21 protein-coding genes are annotated in these 23414 nt (G+C 69.2%); 15 read left to right on the top strand and 6 right to left on the bottom strand.

Features of this window, described 5'->3' with window-relative positions:
• Positions 1 to 195 precede the first annotated feature (195 nt).
• The 13 genes from DLJ53_RS18805 to pnp all read left to right on the top strand — a co-directional run bounded on the left by DLJ53_RS18805 (position 196) and on the right by pnp (position 14700).
• Positions 196 to 1020, top strand: coding sequence for an SDR family NAD(P)-dependent oxidoreductase (locus DLJ53_RS18805; RefSeq protein WP_111348089.1), 825 nt, complete (start codon positions 196 to 198; stop codon positions 1018 to 1020).
• Positions 1021 to 1378: 358 nt separating this feature from the next.
• On the top strand, positions 1379 to 1909 hold the full coding sequence (locus DLJ53_RS18800; RefSeq protein ID WP_111348088.1) for a pyridoxamine 5'-phosphate oxidase family protein: 531 nt from the start codon (positions 1379 to 1381) through the stop codon (positions 1907 to 1909).
• Between the two features lie 14 nt (positions 1910 to 1923).
• Positions 1924 to 2547: a glutathione peroxidase gene (locus tag DLJ53_RS18795; protein ID WP_111348087.1), complete on the top strand. Its 624-nt coding sequence runs from the start codon at positions 1924 to 1926 to the stop codon at positions 2545 to 2547.
• Entirely contained in the window at positions 2547 to 3080 is a 534-nt protein-coding gene (locus DLJ53_RS18790) for an RNA pyrophosphohydrolase (protein WP_111348086.1), read from the top strand. The genes DLJ53_RS18795 and DLJ53_RS18790 overlap by 1 nt, the downstream gene beginning before the upstream one ends.
• Positions 3081 to 3308: 228 nt before the next feature.
• Positions 3309 to 3860 (top strand): ribosome maturation factor RimP, encoded by a 552-nt coding sequence (gene rimP / locus DLJ53_RS18785; protein ID WP_111348085.1) that lies wholly within the window; start codon positions 3309 to 3311, stop codon positions 3858 to 3860.
• Positions 3861 to 4010: 150 nt separating this feature from the next.
• On the top strand, positions 4011 to 5660 hold the full coding sequence (nusA, locus tag DLJ53_RS18780; RefSeq protein WP_111348084.1) for a transcription termination factor NusA: 1650 nt from the start codon (positions 4011 to 4013) through the stop codon (positions 5658 to 5660).
• Positions 5657 to 6325 carry an RNA-binding protein gene (locus DLJ53_RS18775; protein WP_111348083.1) on the top strand — a complete coding sequence of 223 codons (669 nt, stop codon included), beginning with the start codon at positions 5657 to 5659 and terminating at the stop codon, positions 6323 to 6325. The genes nusA and DLJ53_RS18775 overlap by 4 nt, the downstream gene beginning before the upstream one ends.
• Positions 6322 to 9408, top strand: a complete 3087-nt coding sequence (infB, locus tag DLJ53_RS18765; protein ID WP_244935107.1) for a translation initiation factor IF-2 — start codon at positions 6322 to 6324, stop codon at positions 9406 to 9408. Before DLJ53_RS18775 ends, infB begins: the two co-directional genes overlap by 4 nt.
• A 192-nt stretch (positions 9409 to 9600) precedes the next feature.
• Positions 9601 to 10080, top strand: a complete 480-nt coding sequence (rbfA, locus tag DLJ53_RS18760; RefSeq protein WP_342353603.1) for a 30S ribosome-binding factor RbfA — start codon at positions 9601 to 9603, stop codon at positions 10078 to 10080.
• A 33-nt stretch (positions 10081 to 10113) separates the two neighbouring features.
• The gene (gene truB, locus DLJ53_RS18755; protein ID WP_244935106.1) at positions 10114 to 11187 is read left to right on the top strand and encodes a tRNA pseudouridine(55) synthase TruB; all 1074 of its coding nucleotides are present in this window, start codon (positions 10114 to 10116) and stop codon (positions 11185 to 11187) included.
• 233 nt (positions 11188 to 11420) lie between these two features.
• On the top strand, positions 11421 to 11759 hold the full coding sequence (locus DLJ53_RS18750; protein ID WP_111348078.1) for a hypothetical protein: 339 nt from the start codon (positions 11421 to 11423) through the stop codon (positions 11757 to 11759).
• A gap of 170 nt (positions 11760 to 11929) precedes the next feature.
• A complete protein-coding gene (rpsO, locus tag DLJ53_RS18745) occupies positions 11930 to 12199 on the top strand; it encodes a 30S ribosomal protein S15 (protein WP_111348076.1) in 270 nt (89 codons plus the stop codon).
• Positions 12200 to 12579: 380 nt separating this feature from the next.
• Positions 12580 to 14700, top strand: coding sequence for a polyribonucleotide nucleotidyltransferase (gene pnp / locus DLJ53_RS18740; RefSeq protein ID WP_111348074.1), 2121 nt, complete (start codon positions 12580 to 12582; stop codon positions 14698 to 14700).
• Between the two features lie 224 nt (positions 14701 to 14924).
• On the opposite strand, the gene DLJ53_RS18735 is transcribed toward pnp, so the two are convergent.
• Positions 14925 to 16118: a hypothetical protein gene (locus tag DLJ53_RS18735; RefSeq protein WP_146620028.1), complete on the bottom strand. Its 1194-nt coding sequence runs from the start codon at positions 16116 to 16118 to the stop codon at positions 14925 to 14927.
• A 258-nt stretch (positions 16119 to 16376) separates the two neighbouring features.
• On the opposite strand from DLJ53_RS18735, the gene DLJ53_RS18730 reads away from it, so the two are divergent.
• Complete coding sequence (locus DLJ53_RS18730) at positions 16377 to 17414, top strand: MBL fold metallo-hydrolase (protein WP_111348070.1); 1038 nt, start codon at positions 16377 to 16379, stop codon at positions 17412 to 17414.
• A gap of 51 nt (positions 17415 to 17465) precedes the next feature.
• Here DLJ53_RS18730 and DLJ53_RS18725 read toward each other — a convergent pair whose 3' ends face one another.
• On the bottom strand, positions 17466 to 17939 hold the full coding sequence (locus DLJ53_RS18725) for a hypothetical protein (RefSeq protein WP_111348068.1): 474 nt from the start codon (positions 17937 to 17939) through the stop codon (positions 17466 to 17468).
• 300 nt (positions 17940 to 18239) lie between these two features.
• Here DLJ53_RS18725 and DLJ53_RS35265 point away from each other — a divergent pair, with 300 nt between their 5' ends.
• Positions 18240 to 18383, top strand: coding sequence for a hypothetical protein (locus DLJ53_RS35265; protein WP_162409365.1), 144 nt, complete (start codon positions 18240 to 18242; stop codon positions 18381 to 18383).
• Positions 18384 to 18420: 37 nt separating this feature from the next.
• On the opposite strand, the gene DLJ53_RS18720 is transcribed toward DLJ53_RS35265, so the two are convergent.
• From DLJ53_RS18720 to DLJ53_RS18705, 4 genes are all read right to left on the bottom strand, one after another.
• Positions 18421 to 19533 (bottom strand): linear amide C-N hydrolase, encoded by a 1113-nt coding sequence (locus DLJ53_RS18720; RefSeq protein WP_111348066.1) that lies wholly within the window; start codon positions 19531 to 19533, stop codon positions 18421 to 18423.
• A 164-nt stretch (positions 19534 to 19697) separates the two neighbouring features.
• Entirely contained in the window at positions 19698 to 20903 is a 1206-nt protein-coding gene (locus DLJ53_RS18715; RefSeq protein ID WP_111348064.1) for a CoA transferase, read from the bottom strand.
• 1 nt (position 20904) lies between these two features.
• A complete protein-coding gene (locus DLJ53_RS18710; RefSeq protein WP_111348062.1) occupies positions 20905 to 22587 on the bottom strand; it encodes an acyl-CoA dehydrogenase family protein in 1683 nt (560 codons plus the stop codon).
• 36 nt (positions 22588 to 22623) lie between these two features.
• On the bottom strand, positions 22624 to 23400 hold the full coding sequence (locus DLJ53_RS18705; RefSeq protein ID WP_111348060.1) for an SDR family oxidoreductase: 777 nt from the start codon (positions 23398 to 23400) through the stop codon (positions 22624 to 22626).
• Between the last annotated feature and the right edge of the window lie 14 nt (positions 23401 to 23414).

Below are 23414 nucleotides of genomic sequence, written 5' to 3'. Positions count from 1 at the left end.
GGGGCTCGCGCGAGTTTCGGCTCGCAGGAGCGATGGCCCACGAGACGAGCGCGTCACCCCGGTGGCGCGCTCTTTTCGTATCCGCGCTCTGGGCGGCGACCGGTGCCGGGGCCCGGGGCGGGCGTCGCGGCAGGGTCCCGCCGTGCGACGAATGACAACTCGACAAGCGACCCGCCGGGGGATCAGGATCGGCCGATGATGCACGAACGTTTGAAAGACAAGCTGCGCCCGCACCGCGACCCGCCGCGCTGCGCCCTGATCACCGGCGCCACCGGCGGGATCGGCGAGGCCTTCGCGCGCGAGCTCCCCGCAATGACCGAACTCGTGCTCACCGGCCGCGACGAGGCCCGCCTCGCCGAGCTTGCCGCCGAGTTCGGCACCCGCGCCCGCACCGTCGTCGCCGACCTCGCGACGCCGGAGGGGATCGCCGCCGTCGCCGAGGCGGCGGAGGCGGCCGAGTGCGACCTCCTCATCAACAACGCCGGCGTCGGCGCCGTCGGCAACTTCCTCGACGTCGACTTCGAGCGTCACCGCGCGACCCTGCGCATCGACGTCGAGGCCGTCCTCGCCCTGACGCATCGCCTCGTCCCGGGGATGATCGGCCGGGCCGAGGCGCGCGGCGAACGCGCCGGCCTCATCAACGTCGCCTCGTCGACCGCGTTCGTGCCGGTGCCGAGCTTCGCGACATACGCCGCCGCCAAGGCGATGGTCCTGTCCTTCACCGAAGCCTTCGCGGCGGAGGTGAGCGGGGCACCGATCGACGTCCTCGCCTCCTGCCCGGGCGCCGTCCGCACCGCCTTCGGCGCCCGCGCCGGCTACACCGGCACCGGCATCCCCGGCGCCATGGCGCCCGAGAAGGTCGCCCGGCAGACCCTCGCCGCCCTCGGCCGCCAGTCCACGGTGATGATCGGCCCGGTGTCCGCCGCGACCCTCGCCCCGGTGGCCCTCGCCCGCTCCATGGTGAGCCATGCCGTCATGCGGGCCGGCCGGGTCATGGACCGCGTCCAGAACCGCGACTGACGGGTGGCGCCGCCGCGACCGGAGCCGCCGAGGGCGCTCGGGCTTCACCAGGGAACAGGGCGGGTCGCCTGTCCCTCGGAGCCAGCCATCGCTTGCGAAGTCCTGAGGCGAAGCGGGGCGCCGCGCAAGGCACGCTCCGCTCTCCGGCCTTGCGCGCCCCCCCGCTTCGCCTCCGGTCGGACTTCAGCGACGGCTGGCTCCGAGGAACAGGCTGGGGCCGTGCCGTGTCCGCGCCCGAGGGGCGTGGCCGTGAAGGAGGCCGCCGGTCGGCGCGGCCGTCTGGGGAATAAGCACCGTGAGTGTTGATGTGCCGGGTTGTCCGGGCGACCTCGACGCCGTCGAGGCGGCCGCGTGGGCCATGCTGGAGGAGGGGGCCGCCTCGCGCCAGGCCGCCTTCCGGCGGATGACCCTCGCGAGCGTCGGGACCGACGGCGCGCCTGAGGCCCGCACAGTCGTCCTGCGCGGCGCGGACCGCGCGCAAAGGTCGATCCGGTTCTACACCGACGTGCGCTCGCCGAAGGTGGCGGAGCTCGAGGTCGACCCACGCTGTGCGGCCGTGTTCTACGATCATGCGGCGGGAATTCAGGTCCGGCTCGGCGGACGTGCCGTGCTGCACCGCGGCGACGCCGGCGCGGCTGCCGAGTGGGCGGCGATGGGCGCCTACTCGAAAATCTGCTATGCGCAGAAGACCGGTCCCGGCGTCCCGGTCGACGGGCCCGAGCCGCCATCCGGACCCGCCGGATTTGATACGGCGCAAAGTTTTGCCAACTTCGTTTTGGTAACGGTTCACATCGCGAGCCTGGATTGGCTATTTCTGTCCGCCGACGGGCATCGGCGGGCCAGACTGTGGTACGATGACGCCCGGAGCCCGACGTGGCTCGCCCCCTGAAACGAGGAGCACCCATGAGGGGTCCGATCGCATCAGCGCCGGGAACCGTATTCAAGGTGGCCGCCCTCGTCGCGGCCGCATCCACGTTCGCGTTCGCCATGGCGGCACGCATGGTGTCCGCCGACACGCTGCCGGCGAACGCGCGCGCCATCGACTGGTCGTCCGTGTCGCTCACCGGCATTCACGGCGAGCGGCTCGACGCGGACCTCTTTGCCGGCCGCGTCGTCCTTCTCGTCAACACCGCCTCGCGCTGTGCCTTCACCCCGCAGTACGAGGGGCTCCAGGCGCTGAGCGATGAGTATGCCGGCCTCGGCCTCACCGTCCTCGGCGTCCCGTCGAACGACTTCGGCAGCCAGGAACCCGGCTCCAACGGCGAGATCGCGAGCTTCTGCTCGGCCCGCTACGACGTTTCCTTCCCGATGCTCGAAAAGGCCGCCGTCACCGGCCGCGACGCGCATCCGCTCTTCACCTGGGCACGCCAGAACGGCGGCCGTGCGGCCGTGCCGGCCTGGAACTTTCACAAGATCCTGATCGGCCGCGACGGACGCATCGCCGCGACCTTCCCCTCTTACATGTCCCCGCGCTCGCCACAGGTGATGGGCGCGGTCGAACGTGCATTGCGCACGACGGGGCTTTGATGGACCTACTCGCCGCTTCGCCCCGCAAGGGCTATCGCCTCTGCGTGGGCATCGCGCTGTTCGCCTCCGACGGGCAGATCTTCATGGGCAAACGCGCCTCGCGCGGCGTCGTGCCGAGCTACTCATGGCAGATGCCGCAGGGCGGGATCGACCCGGGTGAAGACCCGCTCGACGCCGCCCGCCGCGAACTCTACGAGGAGACCTCGGTCCGCTCCATCGAGCCGCTCGGCGAGGTGGACGGCTGGCTCCACTACGACCTGCCGAAGGACGTCGCCTCCTGGCGCGGGCGCTTCAAGGGCCAGGCCCAGCGCTGGTTCGCCTTCCGCTTCGTCGGCGACGACAGCGAGATCAACGTCACCGAGCCGCCCGAGGGCCACAGCGTCGAGTTCTCCCGCTGGAAGTGGGAGGCGCTCGCCGACGTCCCGGGACTCGTCGTGCCCTTCAAGCGCGACGTCTACGAGTACGTGGCCGACGCCTTCGCGCCGCTCGCCGAGCCGGAGGTCTTGCGTTCGGCGCAGCGCCGGGCTATCTAACCGCCACACTCAGGTTCTCAGGTTTAACCGGGTTGGCGCCTTCGGGGGCCGGCCCATTCGGCGTTTGTAACGTCCCTCCGGATCCACCTGCCGGCAGCATCGACCCGGGCCGCCAGGCCTCTCCATACGGGACGGGGCCGGTCGAGGGCGCCGCTCGAAAGGCCGGACGCAGGGCCGGTCGAAGGCAAGGGCACTCGAGGCGGATCCGGCCGGACCAGCAACGCCGGGATGAACGAGGTTTTTTTGGACGACGACCGGATTATCACCGAAACCGGCCTCGACGCGCGAATCGCGCGGATCGTGGCACCGTCCCTGGAAGGGCTCGGCTACCGTCTCGTGCGTGTCCGCGTGACGGCGCAGAACGGCTGCACGGTGCAGATCATGGCCGAGCGGCCGGACGGAACCCTCAATGTCGAAGACTGCGAAGCCATCAGCCACGCCGTCTCGCCGGCCCTCGATGTCGACGATCCGATCTCCAAGGCGTATCATCTCGAGGTTTCGTCTCCGGGTATCGACCGTCCGCTGGTCCGCCGGGAGGACTTCGAGCGCTGGTCGGGCCACGAAGCAAAGCTCGAGACCGCGATTCCCATCGACGGCCGCCGCCGCTGGCGCGGCATCATCCTGGGCGTCGACGGGGACAATGTGCATCTGCGTCTTGCCGAGCTGGGGGCCGAGAAGGTCCATGTCCCACTCGGCGAGCTGTCCGACGCGCGCCTGGTGCTGACCGACGCGCTGGTGGAACAGTCGCTGAAGGCCGGCAAGAAGACGGCTATGAACTGACGTTCGACGACCGGCGCGCGATCGCGCCGGACGACGCGTCAGAAGCGAGTGACCGGGTTGCCGCTCGCGGCAAGTCGGTGAGTTTGGGGGCAATCCCCGCAAGTTTTGAGGGTCGGCGCGGCGCGCGGCCTGAGGTGGGACGGAAACCATATGGCAGTCAGCGCGAACAAGCTGGAGTTGTTGCAGATCGCCGACGCAGTGGCGCGGGAGAAGCAGATCGACCGGGCCATCGTCATCGAGGCGATGGAAGACGCGATCCAGAAGGCCGCCCGCGCCCGCTACGGTCAGGAGACCGAGATCCGCGCCGAGATCAACCCGAAGTCCGGCGAAACGCGCCTGCAGCGCCTTCTCCTCGTCGTCGACGAGGTGGAGAACCCCGCCACCCAGATCGCCCTCGTCGACGCCCTCGCCAAGAACCCGGACGCGCAGGTCGGCGACTTCATCGCCGACCCGCTGCCGCCGATCGAGTTCGGCCGCGTCGCCACGCAGTCGGCCAAGCAGGTCATCGTGCAGAAGGTGCGCGAGGCCGAGCGCGACCGGCAGTACGAGGAGTACAAGGACCGCGTCGGCGACATCATCAACGGCATCGTCAAGCGGGCCGAGTACGGCAACGTCATCGTCGACCTCGGCCGCGGCGAGGCCATCTGCCGCCGCGACCAGCTCATCCCGCGCGAGGTCTTCCGCCCCGGTGACCGCATCCGCGCCTATGTAATGGACGTCCGCCGCGAGCCGCGCGGGCCGCAGATCTTCCTGTCGCGCACGCACCCGCAGTTCACCGCCATGCTCTTCCGCCAGGAAGTGCCGGAGATCTACGACGGCGTCATCGAGGTGAAGTCGGTCGCCCGCGACCCGGGCTCGCGCGCCAAGATCGCCGTCATCTCCCGTGATTCGTCGATCGATCCGGTCGGCGCCTGCGTCGGTATGCGCGGCTCGCGCGTGCAGGCCGTCGTGCAGGAGCTGCAGGGCGAGAAGATCGACATCATTCCCTGGTCGCCGGACGCCGCGACGTTCATCGTCAACGCGCTGCAGCCGGCGGAAGTCGCCAAGGTGGTCCTCGACGAGGACTCCGAGCGCATCGAGGTGGTGGTGCCGGACGAGCAGCTCTCGCTCGCCATCGGCCGCCGCGGCCAGAACGTGCGCCTCGCCTCGCAGCTCACCGGCTGGGACATCGACATCCTGACCGAGGCCGAGGAATCGGAGCGCCGCCAGAAGGAATTCCAGGAGCGCACCCAGCTCTTCGTCGACGGCCTCAACGTCGACGAGGTGGTGGGCCAGCTCCTCGCCTCCGAGGGCTTCACCTCCATGGAGGAGGTCGCCTACGTGGACCTCGACGAAATCGCCTCGATCGAGGGCTTCGACGAGGAGACCGCCGAGGAGATCCAGGCCCGCGCCCGCGAGAACCTCGAGGAGCTCGAGCGGCGCAACGACGAGGCGCGCCGCGAGCTCGGGGTCGAGGACGACCTGCGCGAGGTTCCCGGCATGACGAGCGCGATGATGGTCGCGCTCGGCAAGGACGACGTGAAGAATCTGGAAGACTTCGCCGGCTCGGTCCCCGACGATCTCGTCGGCTGGGTCGAGAAGCGCGGCTCCGAGACCGTTCGTCACACCGGTCCGCTCGCAGAGTTCGGCGTCTCGCGTGCCGACGCGGAGCAGATGATCATGACGGCCCGTGTTCTCGCCGGCTGGATCACCGAGGAAGACCTCAACGGTGATGTCGAAGACGAGGACGAGATCGAGGCCGGGGACGAGGTCGACGAGGTGGTCGCCGACGGCGACGAGCCGCTGGAGAACGCAAACTGACGGCGCGCCCCACAAAACCCCCGACGCGCACCTGCGTGGTGACGCGGCGAACTGGCGCGCCCGAATCGATGATCCGGTTCGTGCTGTCGCCGGACGGCGCCGTCGTGCCTGACATCAGGCGCAAGCTGCCGGGGCGTGGGGTCTGGGTCGACGCCACGTCGGCAAGTGTGGCGCTCGCGGTCAAGAAGCGGGCGTTTTCAAGGGGTTTCAAGGCACAGGTCGACGTGCCCGACGAGTTGCCTGAGCAGGTCGAAGCCCTGCTCAGGCGGGCGGCGCTGGAGCGTCTGGCGTTCGCGCAGAAGGCCGGTCTGGTGACCCAGGGGTTCGAGAAGGTGAAGGCTGCACTGTCCGGTGGGCAGGTATGCGGCCTGATCTTCGCGGCAGATGGGGCTCCGGACGGGCGACGAAAGGTCGAGGCGCTTGCCAAGAACGCCTTGGATCTCCATAACAACGTGACAGTGGTCGACGTGTTCGATTCAGCTGAGCTGGAACGCACTCTGGGTCGCGACCGTGTGGTTCATGCCGCACTGACGACCGGTCGGCTAAGCGAACTCTTTATCCTGGATGCAGCGCGCTTGCGCGTGTACCTGATTGGCGGCACGCACGACGAGATGCATCCTGATCAGCCCGACGAACTCCGGTTCGCAGGACCAATTGCAATATGAGCGAAACGAACGACACCGGCGAACAGGCTGGCGGCCGTAAGCAGACTCTGTCGCTTCGCCGCGGCGGCGTGGAGAAGGGCACTGTACGCCAGAGCTTCTCCCACGGCCGCACGAAGTCGGTCGTTGTCGAGAAGAAGAAGCAGCGCCGAGTGATGGTGCCGGGGCAGGATGCTCCGGCTCCGGCCGCAGAGCCGCGTCGCCCTCAGGCGGCGCCGGCCGCGGAGGCGCCGCGCCGCGCTCAGACGCCGCCCGCCGACGCTCCGGCTCGCGAGGCCCCCACGGCCGCGCCCGAAGCCGCACGCCGCGAGGCCCAGGCGCCGAGCGCCGCCGGCGCGCCGAACGCCGAGGCCGCCGCTCCGGCGCCGGCCGCGACCCCTTCCGCAGCGGCCTCCCAGCCCGAGGCTCAGGCCGAGGCCGGCGGTCAGCAGATGCCGACCGCCGAGGAACTCGCTGCTCGCGCTCTCGACATGCCGCGCCGCCCGCGCATCATCGGCAAGGCCGAGGTGAGGACCTCGCCGCCCGCTCCGGCCACGTCGGACGAGCCGCGTCGCCGCTCGGCCCATGCCTCGACCCCGGGCCCGCGTGGCGGTGCCCAGGCCCGCACCGGCGACGGCCGCAGCGAACGTGACCGCGACGGCCGCGACAACCGCGGCCGCGAGCGCGACCGCAACGCCGGCGCTCCGGCCGGCCGCTCCGACCGGGGCGACCGCGGCGGCGACCGCAACCGCGGCGGCGATCGTGACCGGCGCCAGGCCGGCGGCGGTGGACAGGTCCACCGCACCCTGTCGCGCGCCGAGCAGGAAGCCCGCGCCCGCGCCTTGGCGATGGCCCGCTCCCAGGAGAGCGAGCAGAAGAAGCGCGCCGAGGAAGAGGCCGTGCGTGAGCGCGAGGCCATCGTCGCCGCCAAGCGCCAGCTCGCCGAGGAAGAGCTGCGCAAGGAGCGCGAGGAGGCCCGCCGTCAGGCCGAGGCCGAGCTCGCGGCGCGCCGTGCCGCCAAGGAAGCCGAGGAGGCCGCGAACAAGGCCGCCGACGCGTCCGTCGCTCCGGGCGAGACGGCCGAGGCCCGCTCCGCCCGTGGCGCAACGCCGGTCCGTCGCAAGACCGACGCGCTCGAGGAGGACGAGGCGGCTTCGGCCAAGGCCAAGAAGGCCCGCGCCACGCCGACCAAGACCGCCACGAAGGGCGACGATCGCCGCAAGACGAAGCTGACGATCACCACTGCGCTCGAGGACGACTCCGAGCGCGGACGGTCGCTGGCCGCTCTGCGCCGTCGCCGGGAAAAGGAAAAGCGCGGTGGATCGCGTACTGGTCCCCGCGAAAAGATTATGCGTGAAGTGACCATTCCCGACGCGATCTCCATCCAGGACCTCGCGGCCCGCATGTCCGAACGTGGTGTGGACGTCATCAAGCTCCTCATGAAAGAGGGGCAGATGCACAAGATCACCGACATCATCGACGCCGAGACGGCGGAGCTGGTGGTGACGGAGTTCGGCCACACCGTGAAGCGCGTCTCCGAAGCGGACGTCGAAGAGGGCCTCTTCGAGGAACGCGACATCGACACCGAGAACGCGATCCCGCGTCCGCCGGTCGTCACCATCATGGGCCACGTCGACCACGGCAAGACCAGCCTGCTGGACGCGATCCGCAAGGCCAACGTCGTGCAGGGCGAGGCCGGTGGCATCACCCAGCACATCGGCGCCTATCAGGTCGATATCGGCGCCGGCAAGGTGACGTTCCTCGACACCCCGGGCCACGCCGCGTTCACCGCGATGCGCGCCCGCGGCGCCAAGGCGACGGACATCGTCATCCTCGTGGTGGCGGCTGACGACGGCGTGATGCCGCAGACGCAGGAAGCCATCAGCCACGCGAAGGCTGCCGGCGTTCCGATGATCGTCGCCATCAACAAGGTGGACAAGCCGGCCGCGGATCCGCAGCGCGTGCGCACCGACCTGCTCCAGTACGACGTCGTCGTCGAGAGCCTGTCGGGTGACGTGCAGGACGTCGAGGTTTCGGCGCACACCGGGCAGGGCCTCGAGGATCTCCTCAACGCCTGTCTGCTGCAGGCCGAAATCCTCGAGCTGAAGGCCAACCCCGACCGCGAGGCCCAGGGCGTCGTCGTCGAGGCGCAGCTTGACAAGGGCCGCGGCTCGGTCGCGACCTGCCTCGTCCAGCAGGGCACGCTCAAGGTGGGCGACATCCTCGTCGCCGGCACCGAGTGGGGCAAGGTCCGCGCGCTCGTCACCGACCAGGGCGAGCGGGTCAAGGAAGCCGGCCCGTCCATGCCGGTCGAGGTTCTCGGCCTCAACGGCACGCCGGAAGCCGGCGACCAGTTCGTGGTCGTCGAGTCCGAGCAGCGCGCCCGTGAGATCACCGAGTACCGCGACCGCCTGAAGCGGGAGGCGTCCGCCGCCCCGTCGACGGCGATGTCGCTCGAGCAGATGATGACGAACCTGCAGTCGCAGGGGCTGTCGGAGTTCCCGCTCGTCCTCAAGGCGGACGTGCAGGGCTCGGCCGAGGCCATCGTCGGCGCGCTCGAGAAGCTCAACACCGACGAGGTGGCCGCCCGTGTCCTGCACCAGGGCGTCGGCGCCATCACCGAGTCGGACGTGACCCTCGCTGCGGCCACCGGCGGCATCATCATCGGCTTCAACGTCCGCGCCAACAAGCAGGCGCGGGAGGCGGCCGATCGGGCTGGCGTCGAGATCCGCTACTACTCGATCATCTACAACCTGATCGACGACGTGAAGGAAGCGATGTCCGGCATGCTTGCGCCGGAACGCCGCGAGACCTTCATCGGCTACGCGGAGATCCTGCAGGTCTTCAACATCACGAAGGTCGGCAAGGTCGCGGGTTGCCGGGTCACGGAAGGCATGGTCGAGCGTGGTGCCGGCGTGCGCCTCCTGCGCGACAACGTCGTGATCCACGAGGGCATGCTGAAGACGCTCAAGCGCTTCAAGGACGAAGTGAAGGAAGTCCAGGCCGGTCAGGAATGCGGCATGGCTTTCGAGAGGTACGAGGACATCCGCGAAGGCGATGTCATCGAGTGCTTCCGAGTGGAGGAGGTGGAGCGTACGCTGGCGTAACGCTTCACCCGGCGCGCCTCGCCGAGCGGCGGGGCGACCCCACCCCGGCCACACCGCCGCGGCGGTGGTCGGAATGAGAAACGGTCGCCCGTAGTTTACTGCGGGCATCGTTCTTTTCGGATGACTATATGAGTCCGTGCGGCCAGGCCGCGCGCGTGAGAATCTTGCCGGTCCGACTCCGGCTTGGACAAAGTGACGACCAAAATGCAATCACAACGCCAATTGCGCGTGGGCGAGCTCGTCCGCCACGCGCTCTCCGACATTTTGATGCGCGGAGGCACCTACGATCCCGACCTCGACCGGCAACCCATCACGGTGCCCGAGGTGAGGATGTCGGCCGACCTCAAGATCGCGACCGTCTACGTCATGCCGCTCGGCGGGATGAACGCGGAGCTGATCGTGAAGGCGCTGGCGCGCCAGGCCAAGCCGTTGCGCGGGCAGCTCTCGCGCCAGATCCGTCAGCTTAAGTACATGCCCGAGCTGCGCTTCCGGCTCGACACCCGATTCGACGACGACGACCGCATGCGCGAGGCGCTGCACGATCCCTCCGTGGCGGCCGACATCGAGCACGAGGACAAGCCCGAGGACGGAACCGACGAGGCCGAGCGCCGCGTCCCCGGTCCGGGCGAGGGGACACCCGCCGACCATCCCCGCGGCGACAATAACGAGTGAGCGACACCGAAGATGAGATGGGAGACAAACCGCGTGCGGACATTCGACCTGGAGCGCGAGCAAGCTCCGGCGCCGCAGAGGTCGCGCGGTAAGGGCCAGCGCCGCCGTGGCAAGCCGAAGAATCAGCTCGACGGATGGATCGTCCTCGACAAGCCGTCGGGTCTGACCTCCACGCAGGCGCTGTCGGCGGTGAAGCGGCTCTTCAATCCCGAGAAGGCCGGCCACGCGGGCACCCTCGACCCCATCGCGACCGGCCTGCTGCCGCTCGCGTTCGGTGAGGCGACGAAGACGGTGCCCTACGTCGTGGATGGTGCGAAGAGCTACCAGTTCACGGTCCGCTGGGGCGCCGCGACGGCCACCGACGACACCGAGGGCGACGTGATCGCCACCTCCGACGTGCGCCCGACGCGCGACCAGATCGAGGCGATGCTGCCCCGATTCGTCGGCGAGATCAGCCAGGTGCCGCCGCGCTACTCCGCCGTGAAGGTCGACGGCCAGCGCGCCTACGACCTCGCCCGCGAGGGCACCGTGGTCGAGCTGAAGCCGCGTGTCGTCACCGTCACGCGCCTCGTCATCGTCGGCGATCCGACCGAGGACGAGGTGACGCTCGTCGCCGACTGCGGCAAGGGCACCTACGTTCGCTCGATCGCCCGCGATCTGGGCGAGGCGCTTGGCACCTGCGCGCACGTCACGGCATTGCGCCGCACGCGCGTCGGTCCGTTCCGCGAGGAGGACATGATCACGCTCGACGCGCTGCGTGAGCGGGCGGTCGACCCGCAGGCTGCTATCGAGGCGGTGCTGCGCGACCCCGCCGACGCGCTCCTCGGCCTGCCGGAGATGGACGTCGACCGGAACGCCGCCGGCCGTCTGCGCCGCGGGCAGGGCGCGCTCCTGCGCCCCGGCGACCCGATGCTGGCGGAGGACAGCGAGATCTGCGCCCGCGAGGGGGGCAAGCTCGTCGCCCTCTGCCGTGCGCAGGCGGGCGAGCTGCGCCCGGTCCGCGTGTTCCGCGCCCCGCGCCGCCGGATCACGGTGCCGATCGTGGCGCCGTCCGAGCGCGCCGAGGCTCCGGAGCCCCGCGCCGCGGTGAGCGAGTTCGACGACTGATCCCGGATCGGGCCGTCGCGACCGCTTTCCGGCCGCGACGCGCCCTATGACGGGACGGACGAGGAGAGGGCGGAGGTGCCGAGCGCACCTTCGGCCAAGACGGCGGGCGTAGGCTCCCGGCGCCCCGATGCGTCGGGCACCCACGCCTGCGGGCACTCGCGGAACGGGCCCCGAGCCCGGGCGGGCGTGGGCCGGCGCGGCGGGCAACCCTGTCGCCAGCCCGGAGCCAGCTCATGCGCGGTCTCGCCGCTCTCCTTCCCGCCGCCCCGCTTCTCGTCGCGTCCGTTCTCGTCGCCGTCGTGCCGGTCGCGGCGGTCGCCGCCGATCTCGACCGGCCCATCGTCATCCTGCCCGCGCCGGCGCCGAGCGCCTACGCGTGCATCCTCGGCATGCCGATCCAGTACAGCCGCGCGCCGCGCACGACGACCATCGGCACGCTGCCCCGCGGGATCGCGGTCGAGATCCTCGACGTTCCCTACGATCCCATCGCGGATCTGTGGGTCCGTCTTGCGGCGCCCGGCTCCAGCATTTACTACGGCTGGGTGCGAACAAGCGGGCTCCGCTGCCTCTAAAAGTGGGCGCTGCCCGACCCCATGTTCGGGGACGTACGACGGAACGCGCGGCGGCACGGACAAACGTCACGTTGCCAACGAGCGCGCGTACCCTTAAAGACGACGCTTCCGCGCGCTTGCTGGACGACATCCCGGCTCGCCGCGCATCACCTCGAGAGTAGGAGACACCGATGTCGATTACCGCAGAGCGCCGCCAGGAGCTCATCAAAGAGTACGCCACCAAAGAGAACGACACCGGTTCGCCCGAGGTCCAGATCGCGCTCCTGACCGAGCGGATCAACAACCTCACCGGTCACTTCAAGACCCACGCGAAGGACAACCACTCGCGTCGTGGTCTCCTGAAGCTCGTCTCCCAGCGCCGCCACCTGCTCGACTACGTGAAGGGCAAGGACGTCGCGCGCTACCAGTCGATCATTCAGCGTCTCGGCCTGCGCCGCTGACGTGTTCGGGCCGCCTTCGGGCGGCCTTTCGCGTCGGACCTCCGGTTCCGGCGCGTCGTACCTGAAGGGGCGCACCCGACGGCCGGACCGGCCACGGTGCTCCCGATCCGTGGCGCACACCGCGCCGTTCCGAGCGAAGCACCTTGCGCCCCGTCGACTGGCGCATCGTGCCCGACCCAGGCGGCCGTAGGGGCCGCCCGAACGACGCGGCCCAAGGGCCGCGAACCGGCCATGGGCGCACCGTCCGTGGTCACTGGCGCTGTCGTGGGGCAGGATTGCCGGCCGCTGTGACCCTCGCGGATCGTCCGCCGGGGACCCTCCGGGGAGCAGCGTCCCGCCGTCTTGCCCGCCGGTGCCGTCCGCATGAAAGGCAAGAAAATATGTTCGATATCCAAAGAGAATCCATTGAGTGGGGCGGTCGCACGCTCACGCTCGAGACCGGCAAGATCGCCCGTCAGGCCGACGGCGCCGTCCTCGCCACCTACGGCGAGACCGTCGTCCTCGCCACCGTCGTCTCCGAGAAGGAGCCCAAGCCCGGGTTCGACTTCTTCCCGCTGACGGTGAACTACCAGGAGAAGGCGTTCGCGGCGGGCAAGATCCCCGGCGGCTACTTCAAGCGCGAGGGCCGTCCGTCCGAGCACGAGACGCTGACCTCCCGCCTGATCGACCGGCCGATCCGTCCGCTCTTCGTCGAAGGCTACAAGAACGACACCCAGATCATCATCACCACCCTGGCGCATGACCTCGAGACGCAGCCCGACGTCGTCGCGATGGTCGCCGCCTCGGCCGCGCTGACGATCTCCGGCGTTCCCTTCATGGGCCCGATCGGCGGCGCCCGCGTCGGCTACGTCGACGGTGAGTACGTCCTCAATCCGACCCTCGACCAGATGGAAGACTCCGCCCTCGACCTCATCGTCGCGGGTACGGGCGACGCCGTGCTGATGGTCGAGTCGGAGGCCAAGGAGCTCTCCGAGGAGATCATGCTGGGCGCCGTGATGTTCGGTCACAAGGGTTTCCAGCCGGTGATCGACGCGGTCATCCGCCTCGCCGAGAAGGCCGCCAAGGAGCCGCGCGACTTCCAGCCGGAAGACCGCAGCGCGCTGACCGACAAGGTCACCGCCTTCGCCAAGGCCGACCTGCAGAAGGCCTACGCGATCAAGGAGAAGAGCGAGCGCCGCGCCGCGATCGACGAGGTCAAGGCCCGCGTCATGGCCCAGTTCGTCACCGAGGACGAGGGCGCCCCGACCAAGCAGCAGGCCGGCGACGTCTTCAAGAAGGTCGAGGCCTCGATCGTGCGCGGCCAGATCCTGGACGCCGGCACCCGCATCGACGGCCGCGACCTGAAGACGGTCCGTCCGATCTCCTGCGAAGTCGGCATCCTGCCGCGCGCCCACGGCTCGGCCCTCTTCACCCGCGGTGAGACGCAGGCGCTGGTCGTCGCCACGCTCGGCACCGGCGACGACGAGCAGTTCGTCGACCTGCTCGAGGGCACCCGGAAGGAGACCTTCCTCCTTCACTACAACTTCCCGCCGTACTCCGTCGGCGAGACGGGCCGCATGGGCTCGCCCGGCCGCCGCGAGATCGGCCACGGCAAGCTCGCCTGGCGCGCCGTCCACCCGATGCTGCCCGCGCAGCACGACTTCCCGTACACCAAGCGCGTCGTGTCCGAGATCACCGAGTCGAACGGCTCGTCCTCGATGGCGACCGTCTGCGGCTCCTCGCTCGCCCTCATGGACGCCGGCGTGCCGCTGAAGGCGCCCGTCGCCGGCATCGCGATGGGCCTCATCAAGGAAGGCGAGAAGTTCGCCGTCCTGTCCGACATCCTGGGCGACGAGGACCACCTCGGCGACATGGACTTCAAGGTCGCCGGCTCGATGAACGGTGTCACGTCTCTCCAGATGGACATCAAGATCGACGGCATCACCGAGGAGATCATGAAGGTCGCCCTCGAGCAGGCCAAGCACGGCCGTGTCCACATCCTCGGCGAGATGGGCAAGGCCATCGGCGAGGCGCGCGCGGAGCTCGGCGAGTACGCCCCGCGCATCGAGGTCATCCAGATCCCGGTCGACAAGATCCGCGAAGTCATCGGCTCCGGCGGCAAGGTCATCCGCGAGATCGTCGAGAAGACCGGCGCCAAGGTCGATATCTCCGACGACGGCACCGTCAAGATCGCCTCGTCCGACGGCAAGGCCATCAAGGCGGCGCTGAACTGGATCCGCGGCATCACCGCCGAGCCGGAGGTCGGCGCGATCTACGAGGGCACGGTCGTGAAGGTCGTCGACTTCGGCGCCTTCGTGAACTTCTTCGGCCCGCGCGACGGTCTCGTCCACATCTCGCAGATGACCAATGGCCGTCCCGAGAAGTCCTCGGACGTCGTCAAGGAAGGCCAGAAGGTCTGGGTCAAGCTCATGGGCTTCGACGAGCGCGGCAAGGTCCGCCTGTCCATGAAGGTCGTGAACCAGGACACCGGCGAAGAGATCCCGAAGGAAGCCGCGGAATAATCCGCAGCCCCATCCCGACCAACGAAGCCTCCCAGGGACCCCCTGGGAGGCTTTTTTGTTGCCGTGGGGGCTTTCGAAGAGCGGCCATCGGCGTTTGCACCAAAGGCCTGGAGCCGAACAGTGTATCCAGCGGGTGGAGCGATACTGCCGACGTAGGGCAGCTTCGAAGGGCGAGAGATCACTTCGGCAGGGACTGCTACGACGTTCGCGCGCCTGCAATCCCCCTAGGCGGCGTTAGCGACCGCGTCTCGCACCCTGGGGCGAAGTACGTTGACATAGGTGTTCGTCCGATCGGCCAGCCAATCAAATCCGGCCCGCCGTACTGCCGGATCCTCCAAATTGCCGAAGAAGCGAGCTTCGCCGATCCGAGGCCTGCCATATCTATCCGTTTCCAGGCTAGCGTCGCCGGCTAGAAGCGGGCGAATCTCATCCCAGTCATCAGCAACCGCGAGCATCGCTGCCTCGCCGGGAGAATTCCGGTGTGAGGATAGCATCAGACCGAGTTCGCCACTCTTCTTCACGCGATAAACGGTAAGCCAGCTGCTGCCTGATGGCGCCGGGAACGGCAGTGTAATGTAGCCCATTCGCGGCGCTCCAGGGGTCATTTGCTCAGGATCGTCCAGGGTCAGATAGTGAGATAGAAATTCCTGCCAGAAGGATCGGCGCTCGTCCTTGAGAGCCTCTTGGTCGGGATCGACCACCGTCCCGTCCTCCGCTTGCACATCATCCCCGATCAATTGACCGGCGGGCAGCTCTACGACGTGACGAGTGATGAGCGTCGTGCGGGCAAGGACACGAGGAACGAGGATTTGCTCTCCGTTCGCCAACTCGTAGATAGGAAACTCAACCAAGCCGAAACCGAAGTTGAGACCGGCATGACGGTGCATGAATTCGACAAGTGTCTCTACGCCTTCCCGAATACCGTCGCCCAATATGATAAGCAGGAACCGCCCGACACGGAGGTTGTGACTGACGGCGTCACAAAAGGACGCCTCGTCTGTCTCGGGAAACCGCTCCCTGACGTGTTCGAAAAGTCCGCGCTTCGTCCGCACGCGCACTTCGCGTTCCAGGTCAGCGACGGACCAGCGGCTTAGCACCCTCGCATAGTCAAGAATCTGACCGACTACCGCGCGCCGCGCCTCCGGGTTGCGCCAGAGCTTGCACTCGACCATCACCGGCAGGCCGGTGGGCGTGATCAGGAAATTGTCGACAGCGCCAGCGCCGGATAGCTGCAACTCGCGGCAGATTGCGAGCGCACCAACAAACTGCGGGTCGATCTCGGCGATCGGGAGCGCTTCAGGATGCGCGTGGACAAGACTCTGCAGCATGGTCTCGAGGTGTTCGTTGCCAAGCTTGCGGAGCGTCTCGGTCTTTCCATCAGACGCGATCAGCACGGGAGCCGAATGTTGTGGCGCCATTGTGAGGATACCTCTTGTGGTCGTGGCTTTGTGGCGCCTGCGCGCCCTCGATGCGCCAAACAAAAGCCTGAAGAATTAACGTTGGGCTTATTGCGGCTCGGTGCGGCACCACTTGGAAGAGGCCGAAGAACTCCCACCCGCCCGCTGCCATAGGCCGACGGTATTGCCCCCAGATGCGTGAGTTGTTCGCTCCGGGGTGTCCGCTACCTTCCCGTTATCGGCAATTCACAATCATAGAAGCCGAACAGGGAGGACGACATGGCAGCCAGAATGGCGCGCGGCACCGCCGCGTTCGTCAGCGCGGTCGGGGCGATCAGCCTGGGTCTCGTCGCCGGCGCATCCGCGGCGGAGGGGAACGCCGAGGTCTCGGCCCGTCACGTGGCGGCGGCGCAGGAGGCGGCGGGCGATGACCTGACGCTCGCGCTCGGCAACTGCAAGGACATCGGCAAGACCTTCGTGATCCCCGAGGGCAAGCTCCACGGCATGCTGGAGAAACTGACCACGCTCGGACCGCGCCCGCCCGTCACGGTGTTCGACAACCTGCACTATGTCGGCACCAAGTGGGTGAGCGCCTGGGCGATCGAGACCAGCGACGGGATCATCCTGTTCGACGCGCTCAACAACGCGAAGGAAGCGAAGGACTACATCGAGGCCGGCCTCGAAGAGCTCGGGCTCGATCCGGCCGACATCAAGAAGATCATCGTCGCCCACGCCCACGGCGACCACTACGGCGGCGCGAAATACCTTCAGGACACGTACGGTCCCGAGGTCATCATGAGCGCGCTCGACTGGGCCGAGCTGGAAAAGCCCGAGCTGCAGTACGCCGACGAGCTCTGGGACGCGCCGCCGGAGCGCGACGTCGCCGTCGACGACGGCGATACCGTGACCCTCGGCGACACCACGGCGCAGATCGTGCTGATGCCCGGCCATACCGTCGGCACCATCGGCATCGTCTTCGACGTGATGGACGGGGACGAGGCGCACAAGGCGGTGATCTGGGGCGGCAACGGCCTCAACTTCGGTCCCGACGCCGGCCGCTTCCTCGACATGATGCACTCCGCCGACAAGGTCCGCGAGATGGCGGCGGAGGAGGGGATCGACGTCTTCCTCTCCAACCATCCGGGCACCGACGGCACGGACGAGAAGGCCGAGCGGCTGGCGAACCGCAAGGATGGGGATCCGCACCCCTTCGTCATCGGCACCGACGGCGTGGAGCGGTTCATGACCGCGCTGCGCGAATGCGTCGCCGCACAACTCGCGAGCTTCGACGCCGAGGCGGCCGACTCCGCCGACTGACACTCGGGTCACCGCGCCGGGGACCATCCCCCGGCGCGGGTCCCGTACCACCTACCGGGCCGGTCTGGGGTCGTCCGCGTCGTAGCCGTAGGTGCCGCAAAGGTCCGCGCCGTCGGCTCCGGTCGGGACGGTATCGCCCTGGAAGACGGCGAGCGTCAGCGTCTTCATCCCGTACCTCGTCGCCGCCGAGGCGACGAGGTAGCTTGCCGTGCCGGGGCCGCAGAGGGTGTTGCCGTTGAGGAGCGCGCCGGGGTCGCCCGCCAGCTCGAAGATCTGCCCCGGACCGGACCCGTCGAGGCCGTCCCACGAGCCGCCGACGCCATCCTCCACCAGCTTCAGCGCCACGCTCGCCCCGTTCCCGAACGCGATGGAGGACTGCGAGAGCGTGACGGGGCCGGTGATCGATTCGGCCGTCCTGCTCGCCGCCTCGTAGGTCATCGCGGAATCCGTGACCGGGCCGGCGCTGGCGCCGCCTGCGCAGAGGAGCGAGCCGAGGGAAAGGAGCAGCGTCGTTCGCGAGTGCATGCGGGTTGCCTCCCTGGAGTGCCGTCTTGGTGCGCCGTGTGTCCCACGGTGACGGCGGTGGCTCAAGGATGCCGCCTTCGGCCGGGCGAAGCGGACGCCGGCGCGACATTCGCAAAACCGGGCCGTCTGCAGTGGACCGGTCATATTGCGCCAGAAGTTGGCGGATCGGCTGCCCGCCGCGTCAGCCTTGTCGCGTCCGGGGATCTACCTTGGCGCCGCCGTCACGTGGGGAAGCGTGGACTGCTCGTGCGATCATGCTGAGGGCATTGAGACCACGGCAACTTCGAGATCGGCAGGCGCGTGGACCACGCATCCGGCGGTGTCGTCCGCGAGTCCCATGCGATCATCGGCCGTCCGCTGACGCCGCTCAGCGTGGCGGGCGTCGTGCGCCGCGCCACCCGCCGCACGGTCCGCCGGTGCGCGCGGGGCGTCGGCTTCTGCTGACGGGACCCCGGCGCGGCCGGGCCGGGGACGGTTCCGCCTAGCGGGCGGGCTTCAGCGGCTCGACCGACTCGTCGCCCTCCACCGGCCAGACCTTGATGTCCGCCGCGTCGAGCGTCTCCTTCGTCATGTCGACGAACCGGATTGCGCTGTTGTCGTAGGTCCGCACGAAGTAGCGCAGCTTCGAGAGGTCCGACGCGCCCGTCCACTGCGTGTAGTCGGCGATGACGTTGCCGTCCTCGTCCTTCTCGCCGTCCCGCGCGACGCCCTTCGGAATGTCGAAGTTGTTGAGGATGTGGAACGCCTCCAGCACGGCATCGTCGCTCGTCTCGCTGCCGAGCACGCCGTAGGAGAAGATCGCAGCCCGCACGAAGCGGGAGGGGGGCGTGAAGTCGCCCGGCATTCCGAGCAGGCCGGTCCCCTGGCCGAAGCCGTTGAACGTCATGCTGCCGAGCTTGTTCGGCGGCACGTTCTCCAGCCCCAGGTTCACGAAGTTGTTCAGGTTGGTCATGTGCCAGTCGAACGTCGGCGAGTTGGTGATGACCCCGATCGGGTTGTCGTGAACGTTGAGCGTCCCGTTCACGTACTCGATGACGATGGACGTGCCCGAGGGGTCCATCACGATGTAGTGGACCGGCGGCACGAACTTCCACGCGGCGAACTCGACATTCGGCACGACCACCTCGGAGAGACCCGCCTTCACCTCGTCGAGGGTGGCGAAGTTGTCGAGGATGTAGGTCCCGAGCTCCCAGGGGGCGATGGCCTTGTCCTGGTCGGCGGCGGCGTAGTCCTGGTATTGCGCGTAACCGGGGAAGTAGAACAGGCCGATCGACAGGCCCTTCTCGTTGAAGCCGTCGATGACGAGCGGCAGGCCGAGCATGTTCATGCCGACGCTGGCGTACTTCGCCGTCCAGGACTTGCCTTTCGCGTTGTCCGGCGCGGTCGCAGTCCGCGCGTAGCCGCGGGGGACGAGGATCACGTTGGAATGCGTCTCGGTCCCGAACTCCATGGTGCGGGCGCGAACGACAGACTTGTCGTCGGCGACGAGGCGGATCCCGGTGCAGGCCTGGGCGGCCGCCGGCACGAGCGCCAGCGCTGCGGCGAGGACGGCGGAGACACAGCGTGTCCCGGCGTTGAATCGGGGTGTGCCCATGGGGGCCTCCGTCGATGGATCCAAGGAGGGAATGGCGTACCAAATCGGGACCGCCGGTGCCTTGCGGCCACTGCGCGCCTCGCCCCCTTTTGGACATCGAGGTTAACGTCCGCGCGGGCGTGGCGGCCGGGCAGTCCCGGCCGTGCGCCCGTCGCGCTAACGGGTCAGAGGGACACGACGCCCTTGTCCTTCAGCCGCGCGATCTCGGTCGACGGCAGGCCGAGGTCCTCGACGAGCACCTCCTCGGTCGAGCTTCCGAGGCGCGGGGAGGCGCCGGGCTCGCCCCGCGGCACCGCGCCGAAGGCGAGCGGCGTTCCCGGCGTCCGCAGCGAGCCGATCCCGTGGTGCTCGGCGCGGCCGAACATCGGGTTCGCCTCGGAGTGCCACCTGTCCTCGGCGAAGAGCTGGCCGAAGTCCTGGTACGGGCCCCACAGGACGCCCGTCCCCTCGAACGCCTCGCGGATCTCGGCGAGGGTGCGGGCCGCGACCCACGGCTCCAGCACGGCGGAGATCGCATGCCGGGCCGCGAAACGCCCGCCTTCGTCGGAGAGGTCGACGTCCATCAGCGCGCCGATCATCGCGAGCTTTTCGGCGAGCCCGGTCGCCTCGCCGACGGCGCGGAACTGCCGGTTGGAGATCGCGACGATCATCACCCGCCGGCCGTCCCTGGTCGGGAAGTCCCGGCCGTATGCGCCGTAGAGGTCGTTGCCAATGGGCTGGCGTACCGTGCCGTTCGCCTCGACCTCCATCGTGAAGCCGAGGTTGGAGACGGTCGCGTGCATCACGTCCGCCAGCGACAGCGTCACCTTCTGGCCCTTGCCGGTCCGAGACCGGTAGCGCTCCGCGGCGAGCACCGCGGTCGAGATCGTCAGCCCCGCCGCGACGTCCCAGGCCGGCAGCACGTGGTTGACCGGCGCGCCGCCGGGCCCCGTCACGTCCGGGAACCCGGAGGCGCAGTTGACGGTGTAGTCCAGCGCGCCCGACCCGTCCGGATTGCCGATCAGCGTCACCATGACGAGGTCGTCGCGCCGCGCGGCGAGCGCCTCGTAGGCCATCCAGCCCCGGGCGGGGAGGTTGGTGGTGACGATCCCGCGGCCCTCGCCGGCGCGGGTGCAGATCGCCGCCGCGATCTCCTGACCCTCGGGCGACCTGAGGTCCAGCGCCACCGAGCGCTTCCCCTTGTTGAGGCCGGCCCAGTAGATGCTGTGGCCTTCGTCGTTGAGCGGCCACCGGGTGAAGTCGATGTTGCCGCCGATGGGGTCGATGCGGATCACGTCCGCGCCGAGCTGCGACAGGGTGAGGCCGCCGAGCGGCGCGGCGATGAAGGCGGCGACTTCGACGATCGAGAGGTCGGTCAGGATCGGCGTCATCTCAGTTGCGCCCCTCGATCAGGCCGCGCGCGACGACCTGCGCCTGGATCTCCGCGGCGCCCTCGAAGATGTTGAGGATGCGCGCGTCGCACAGGATGCGGCTGATCTCGTATTCGAGGCTGAACCCGTTGCCGCCGTGGATCTGCAGCGCGTTGTCCGCGTTCGCCCACGCGGTGCGGGCACCGAGGAGCTTGGCCATCCCCGCCTCGATGTCGCAGCGCCGGCCCGAGTCCTTCTGCCGGGCCGCGAAGTAGGTGAGCTGGCGGGCGAGCATCGTGTCGACGACCATCTTGCCGATCTTCGAGCCGACCCGGGGGAAGGCGCCGATCGGCCGGCCGAACTGCTCGCGCTCCGTCGCGTAGCGCACCGCCGTCTCCATCGCGTTCTGGGCAACGCCCACGGCGCGGGCGGCGGTCTGGATGCGCGCCGACTCGAACGTCGCCATCAGCTGCTTGAAGCCCTCGCCCTCGCGGCCACCGAGGACCGCGTCCACCGGCACGCGGAAGCCGTCGAACGACAGCTCGTACTCCTTCATCCCACGGTAGCCGAGCACCTCGATCTCGCCGCCGGTCATGCCGTCCGCCGGGAACGGGTCGTCGTCGGAGCCGCGCGGCTTCTCGGCGAGCAGCATGGAGAGGCCCTTGTAGCCGGGCTCGTCCGGGTCGGTGCGCACCATCATCGTCATCAGGTCGGTGCGCGCGGCGTGGGTGATCCAGGTCTTGCTGCCGGTGATCACGTAGTCGTCGCCGTCCTTCACCGCGCGGGTCTTCAGCGAGGCGAGGTCGGAGCCGGCGTTCGGCTCGGTGAAGACGGCCGTCGGCAGGATTTCGCCGGAGGCGAGCTTCGGCAGGTAGTGGGCCTTCTGCGCCTCGGTGCCGGCGGAGGCGATCAGCTCGCCGGCGATCTCGGAGCGGGTGCCGAGCGAGCCGGTGCCGATGTAGCCGCGCGACAGCTCCTCGGTGACGACGCACATCGCCATCTTGCCGAGGCCGAGGCCGCCGAACTCCTCCGGAATGGTCAGGCCGAAGACGCCGAGCTCGGCCATCTCCTCGATCAGCGGCATCGGGATGAGCTCGTCCGCGAGGTGCCAGCCGTGCGCGAACGGGGCGATCCTGGCGTCGGCGAAGCGATGGAATTCGTCCCGCATCATCGCGAGGGTCTCGTCGTCGAGCCCCAGCGCGCCGTAGCTGCCGCTCCGGGCGGCGAGGCTCGCGATGGCCGGCGCCAGCGCGGGCGCCGTGCCGGCGGTGACGAGCCCGGCGACCGGTGCCAGCAGCGCGGCGACCTCATCGTCGCCGGCGCCGAAGTCGCGCGGGCGGACGATCTCGCCCTGGCTCATCCAGACGCCGCCGGAGAGCTGCGCCAGGTTCTCGCCCATCGCGGCGAGGAGGATCATCCGCTCCAGCTCGCCGAAGGCGCCCGCCTCGTCGAGGCGGAGCGCCCATCCGTGCATCTGCCGCAGCGCCTCGCAGGTGGTCGCGAACCAGGCGTAGCCGTGCATCAGGATCTGATGCTCGTCGGCGAGGCGGCGGTCGACCCGCCCCTCCGGCGCCACGGCCGCCTCGAGCCGTGTGCGCAGCAGCGCCAGCACCCGCCCCGCCGCGGCAACGCCCGCCTCGGCCTCGGCGAGGAGATCGTCCGGGGTGCGGACGGCGGGCGGATCGAGGGGAGGGGCGATGCTCATGGCTCAACCTTCGTGCTGCGGCGGCATCGGCAGACGTCAGATGGACCGGATCATGCCGCCGTCGACCCGGACCATGGACCCCGTCATGTACGACGCGCGCGCGCTGACGAGGAAGAGCGCAACATCGGCGAACTCCTTCGGGGTCCCGTAGCGGCCCGTCGGAATCGAGGTCATCGACGCCTTCGCGACCTCTCCGGCGGTCTTGCCCTGCCGTTGCGCGTTCGCCGCGTCGAGCTGGTCCACCCGGTCCGTATGGATGCGCCCCGGCAGGATGACGTTGACCGTCACACCGTGCGGCGCAAGCTCGCCGGCGAGCGTCTTGGACCACCCTGCGATCGCCCCGCGCACGCCGTTCGACAGGGCCAGATTGGGGACCGGCTGCTCCATCGCCGAGGAGCCGATGGTCAGGATCCGCCCCCACTTGCGCTCGATCATCCGCGGCGCGAGGCGGCTCGCGACATGAAAGAGGCTCGCCGCCATCCCGTTGAACGCATGGACCCAATCCTCGTGGCTCATGTCCATGACCGGACCGGGCCGGGGGCCGCCGGCGTTGCCGACGAGGATGTCGATGTCACCGGCGTCTGCGATCAGCTGGTCCACCGACGCCGCGTCGGCGAGGTCGCAGTGGAGGGCGCTGACGTGGCGCCGCGCCTCCTGCGGCAACTCGTCCCGCCACGCCTCGATGCGTTCGACGCGCCGGGCCGCTGCCAGCACCGTGGCGCCTTCCAGCGCCAAGCCCTGCGCGATCGCCGCGCCAAGTCCGCTGCTCGCGCCAAGGACGAGCGCCCGCTTGCCGCTCAGTTCCAGGTCCATTCCGGCTCCAATCC

It is taken from the genome of Acuticoccus sediminis (assembly GCF_003258595.1).
GTDB lineage: Bacteria > Pseudomonadota > Alphaproteobacteria > Rhizobiales > Amorphaceae > Acuticoccus > Acuticoccus sediminis.
The sequence above is the reverse complement of the archived record's forward strand: the minus strand, read 5'-3'. Positions and strand labels throughout refer to the sequence as shown.

Bases quoted from the DNA above. Each gene is read 5' to 3' on its own strand.
- infB (WP_244935107.1), top strand. From the start codon at position 6,322: ATGAGCGAAACGAACGACACCGGCGAACAGGCTGGCGGCCGTAAGCAG.
- DLJ53_RS18735 (WP_146620028.1), bottom strand. From the start codon at position 16,118: ATGGCGCCACAACATTCGGCTCCCGTGCTGATCGCGTCTGATGGAAAG.
- DLJ53_RS18720 (WP_111348066.1), bottom strand. From the start codon at position 19,533: ATGGGCACACCCCGATTCAACGCCGGGACACGCTGTGTCTCCGCCGTC.
- nusA (WP_111348084.1), top strand. From the start codon at position 4,011: ATGGCAGTCAGCGCGAACAAGCTGGAGTTGTTGCAGATCGCCGACGCA.
- DLJ53_RS18790 (WP_111348086.1), top strand. From the start codon at position 2,547: ATGGACCTACTCGCCGCTTCGCCCCGCAAGGGCTATCGCCTCTGCGTG.
- DLJ53_RS18705 (WP_111348060.1), bottom strand. From the start codon at position 23,400: ATGGACCTGGAACTGAGCGGCAAGCGGGCGCTCGTCCTTGGCGCGAGC.
- pnp (WP_111348074.1), top strand. From the start codon at position 12,580: ATGTTCGATATCCAAAGAGAATCCATTGAGTGGGGCGGTCGCACGCTC.
- rpsO (WP_111348076.1), top strand. From the start codon at position 11,930: ATGTCGATTACCGCAGAGCGCCGCCAGGAGCTCATCAAAGAGTACGCC.
- DLJ53_RS18715 (WP_111348064.1), bottom strand. From the start codon at position 20,903: ATGACGCCGATCCTGACCGACCTCTCGATCGTCGAAGTCGCCGCCTTC.
- DLJ53_RS18805 (WP_111348089.1), top strand. From the start codon at position 196: ATGATGCACGAACGTTTGAAAGACAAGCTGCGCCCGCACCGCGACCCG.
- DLJ53_RS18710 (WP_111348062.1), bottom strand. From the start codon at position 22,587: ATGAGCATCGCCCCTCCCCTCGATCCGCCCGCCGTCCGCACCCCGGAC.
- DLJ53_RS18795 (WP_111348087.1), top strand. From the start codon at position 1,924: ATGAGGGGTCCGATCGCATCAGCGCCGGGAACCGTATTCAAGGTGGCC.
- DLJ53_RS18730 (WP_111348070.1), top strand. From the start codon at position 16,377: ATGGCAGCCAGAATGGCGCGCGGCACCGCCGCGTTCGTCAGCGCGGTC.
- DLJ53_RS18750 (WP_111348078.1), top strand. From the start codon at position 11,421: ATGCGCGGTCTCGCCGCTCTCCTTCCCGCCGCCCCGCTTCTCGTCGCG.
- DLJ53_RS18800 (WP_111348088.1), top strand. From the start codon at position 1,379: ATGCTGGAGGAGGGGGCCGCCTCGCGCCAGGCCGCCTTCCGGCGGATG.
- rimP (WP_111348085.1), top strand. From the start codon at position 3,309: ATGAACGAGGTTTTTTTGGACGACGACCGGATTATCACCGAAACCGGC.
- DLJ53_RS18725 (WP_111348068.1), bottom strand. From the start codon at position 17,939: ATGCACTCGCGAACGACGCTGCTCCTTTCCCTCGGCTCGCTCCTCTGC.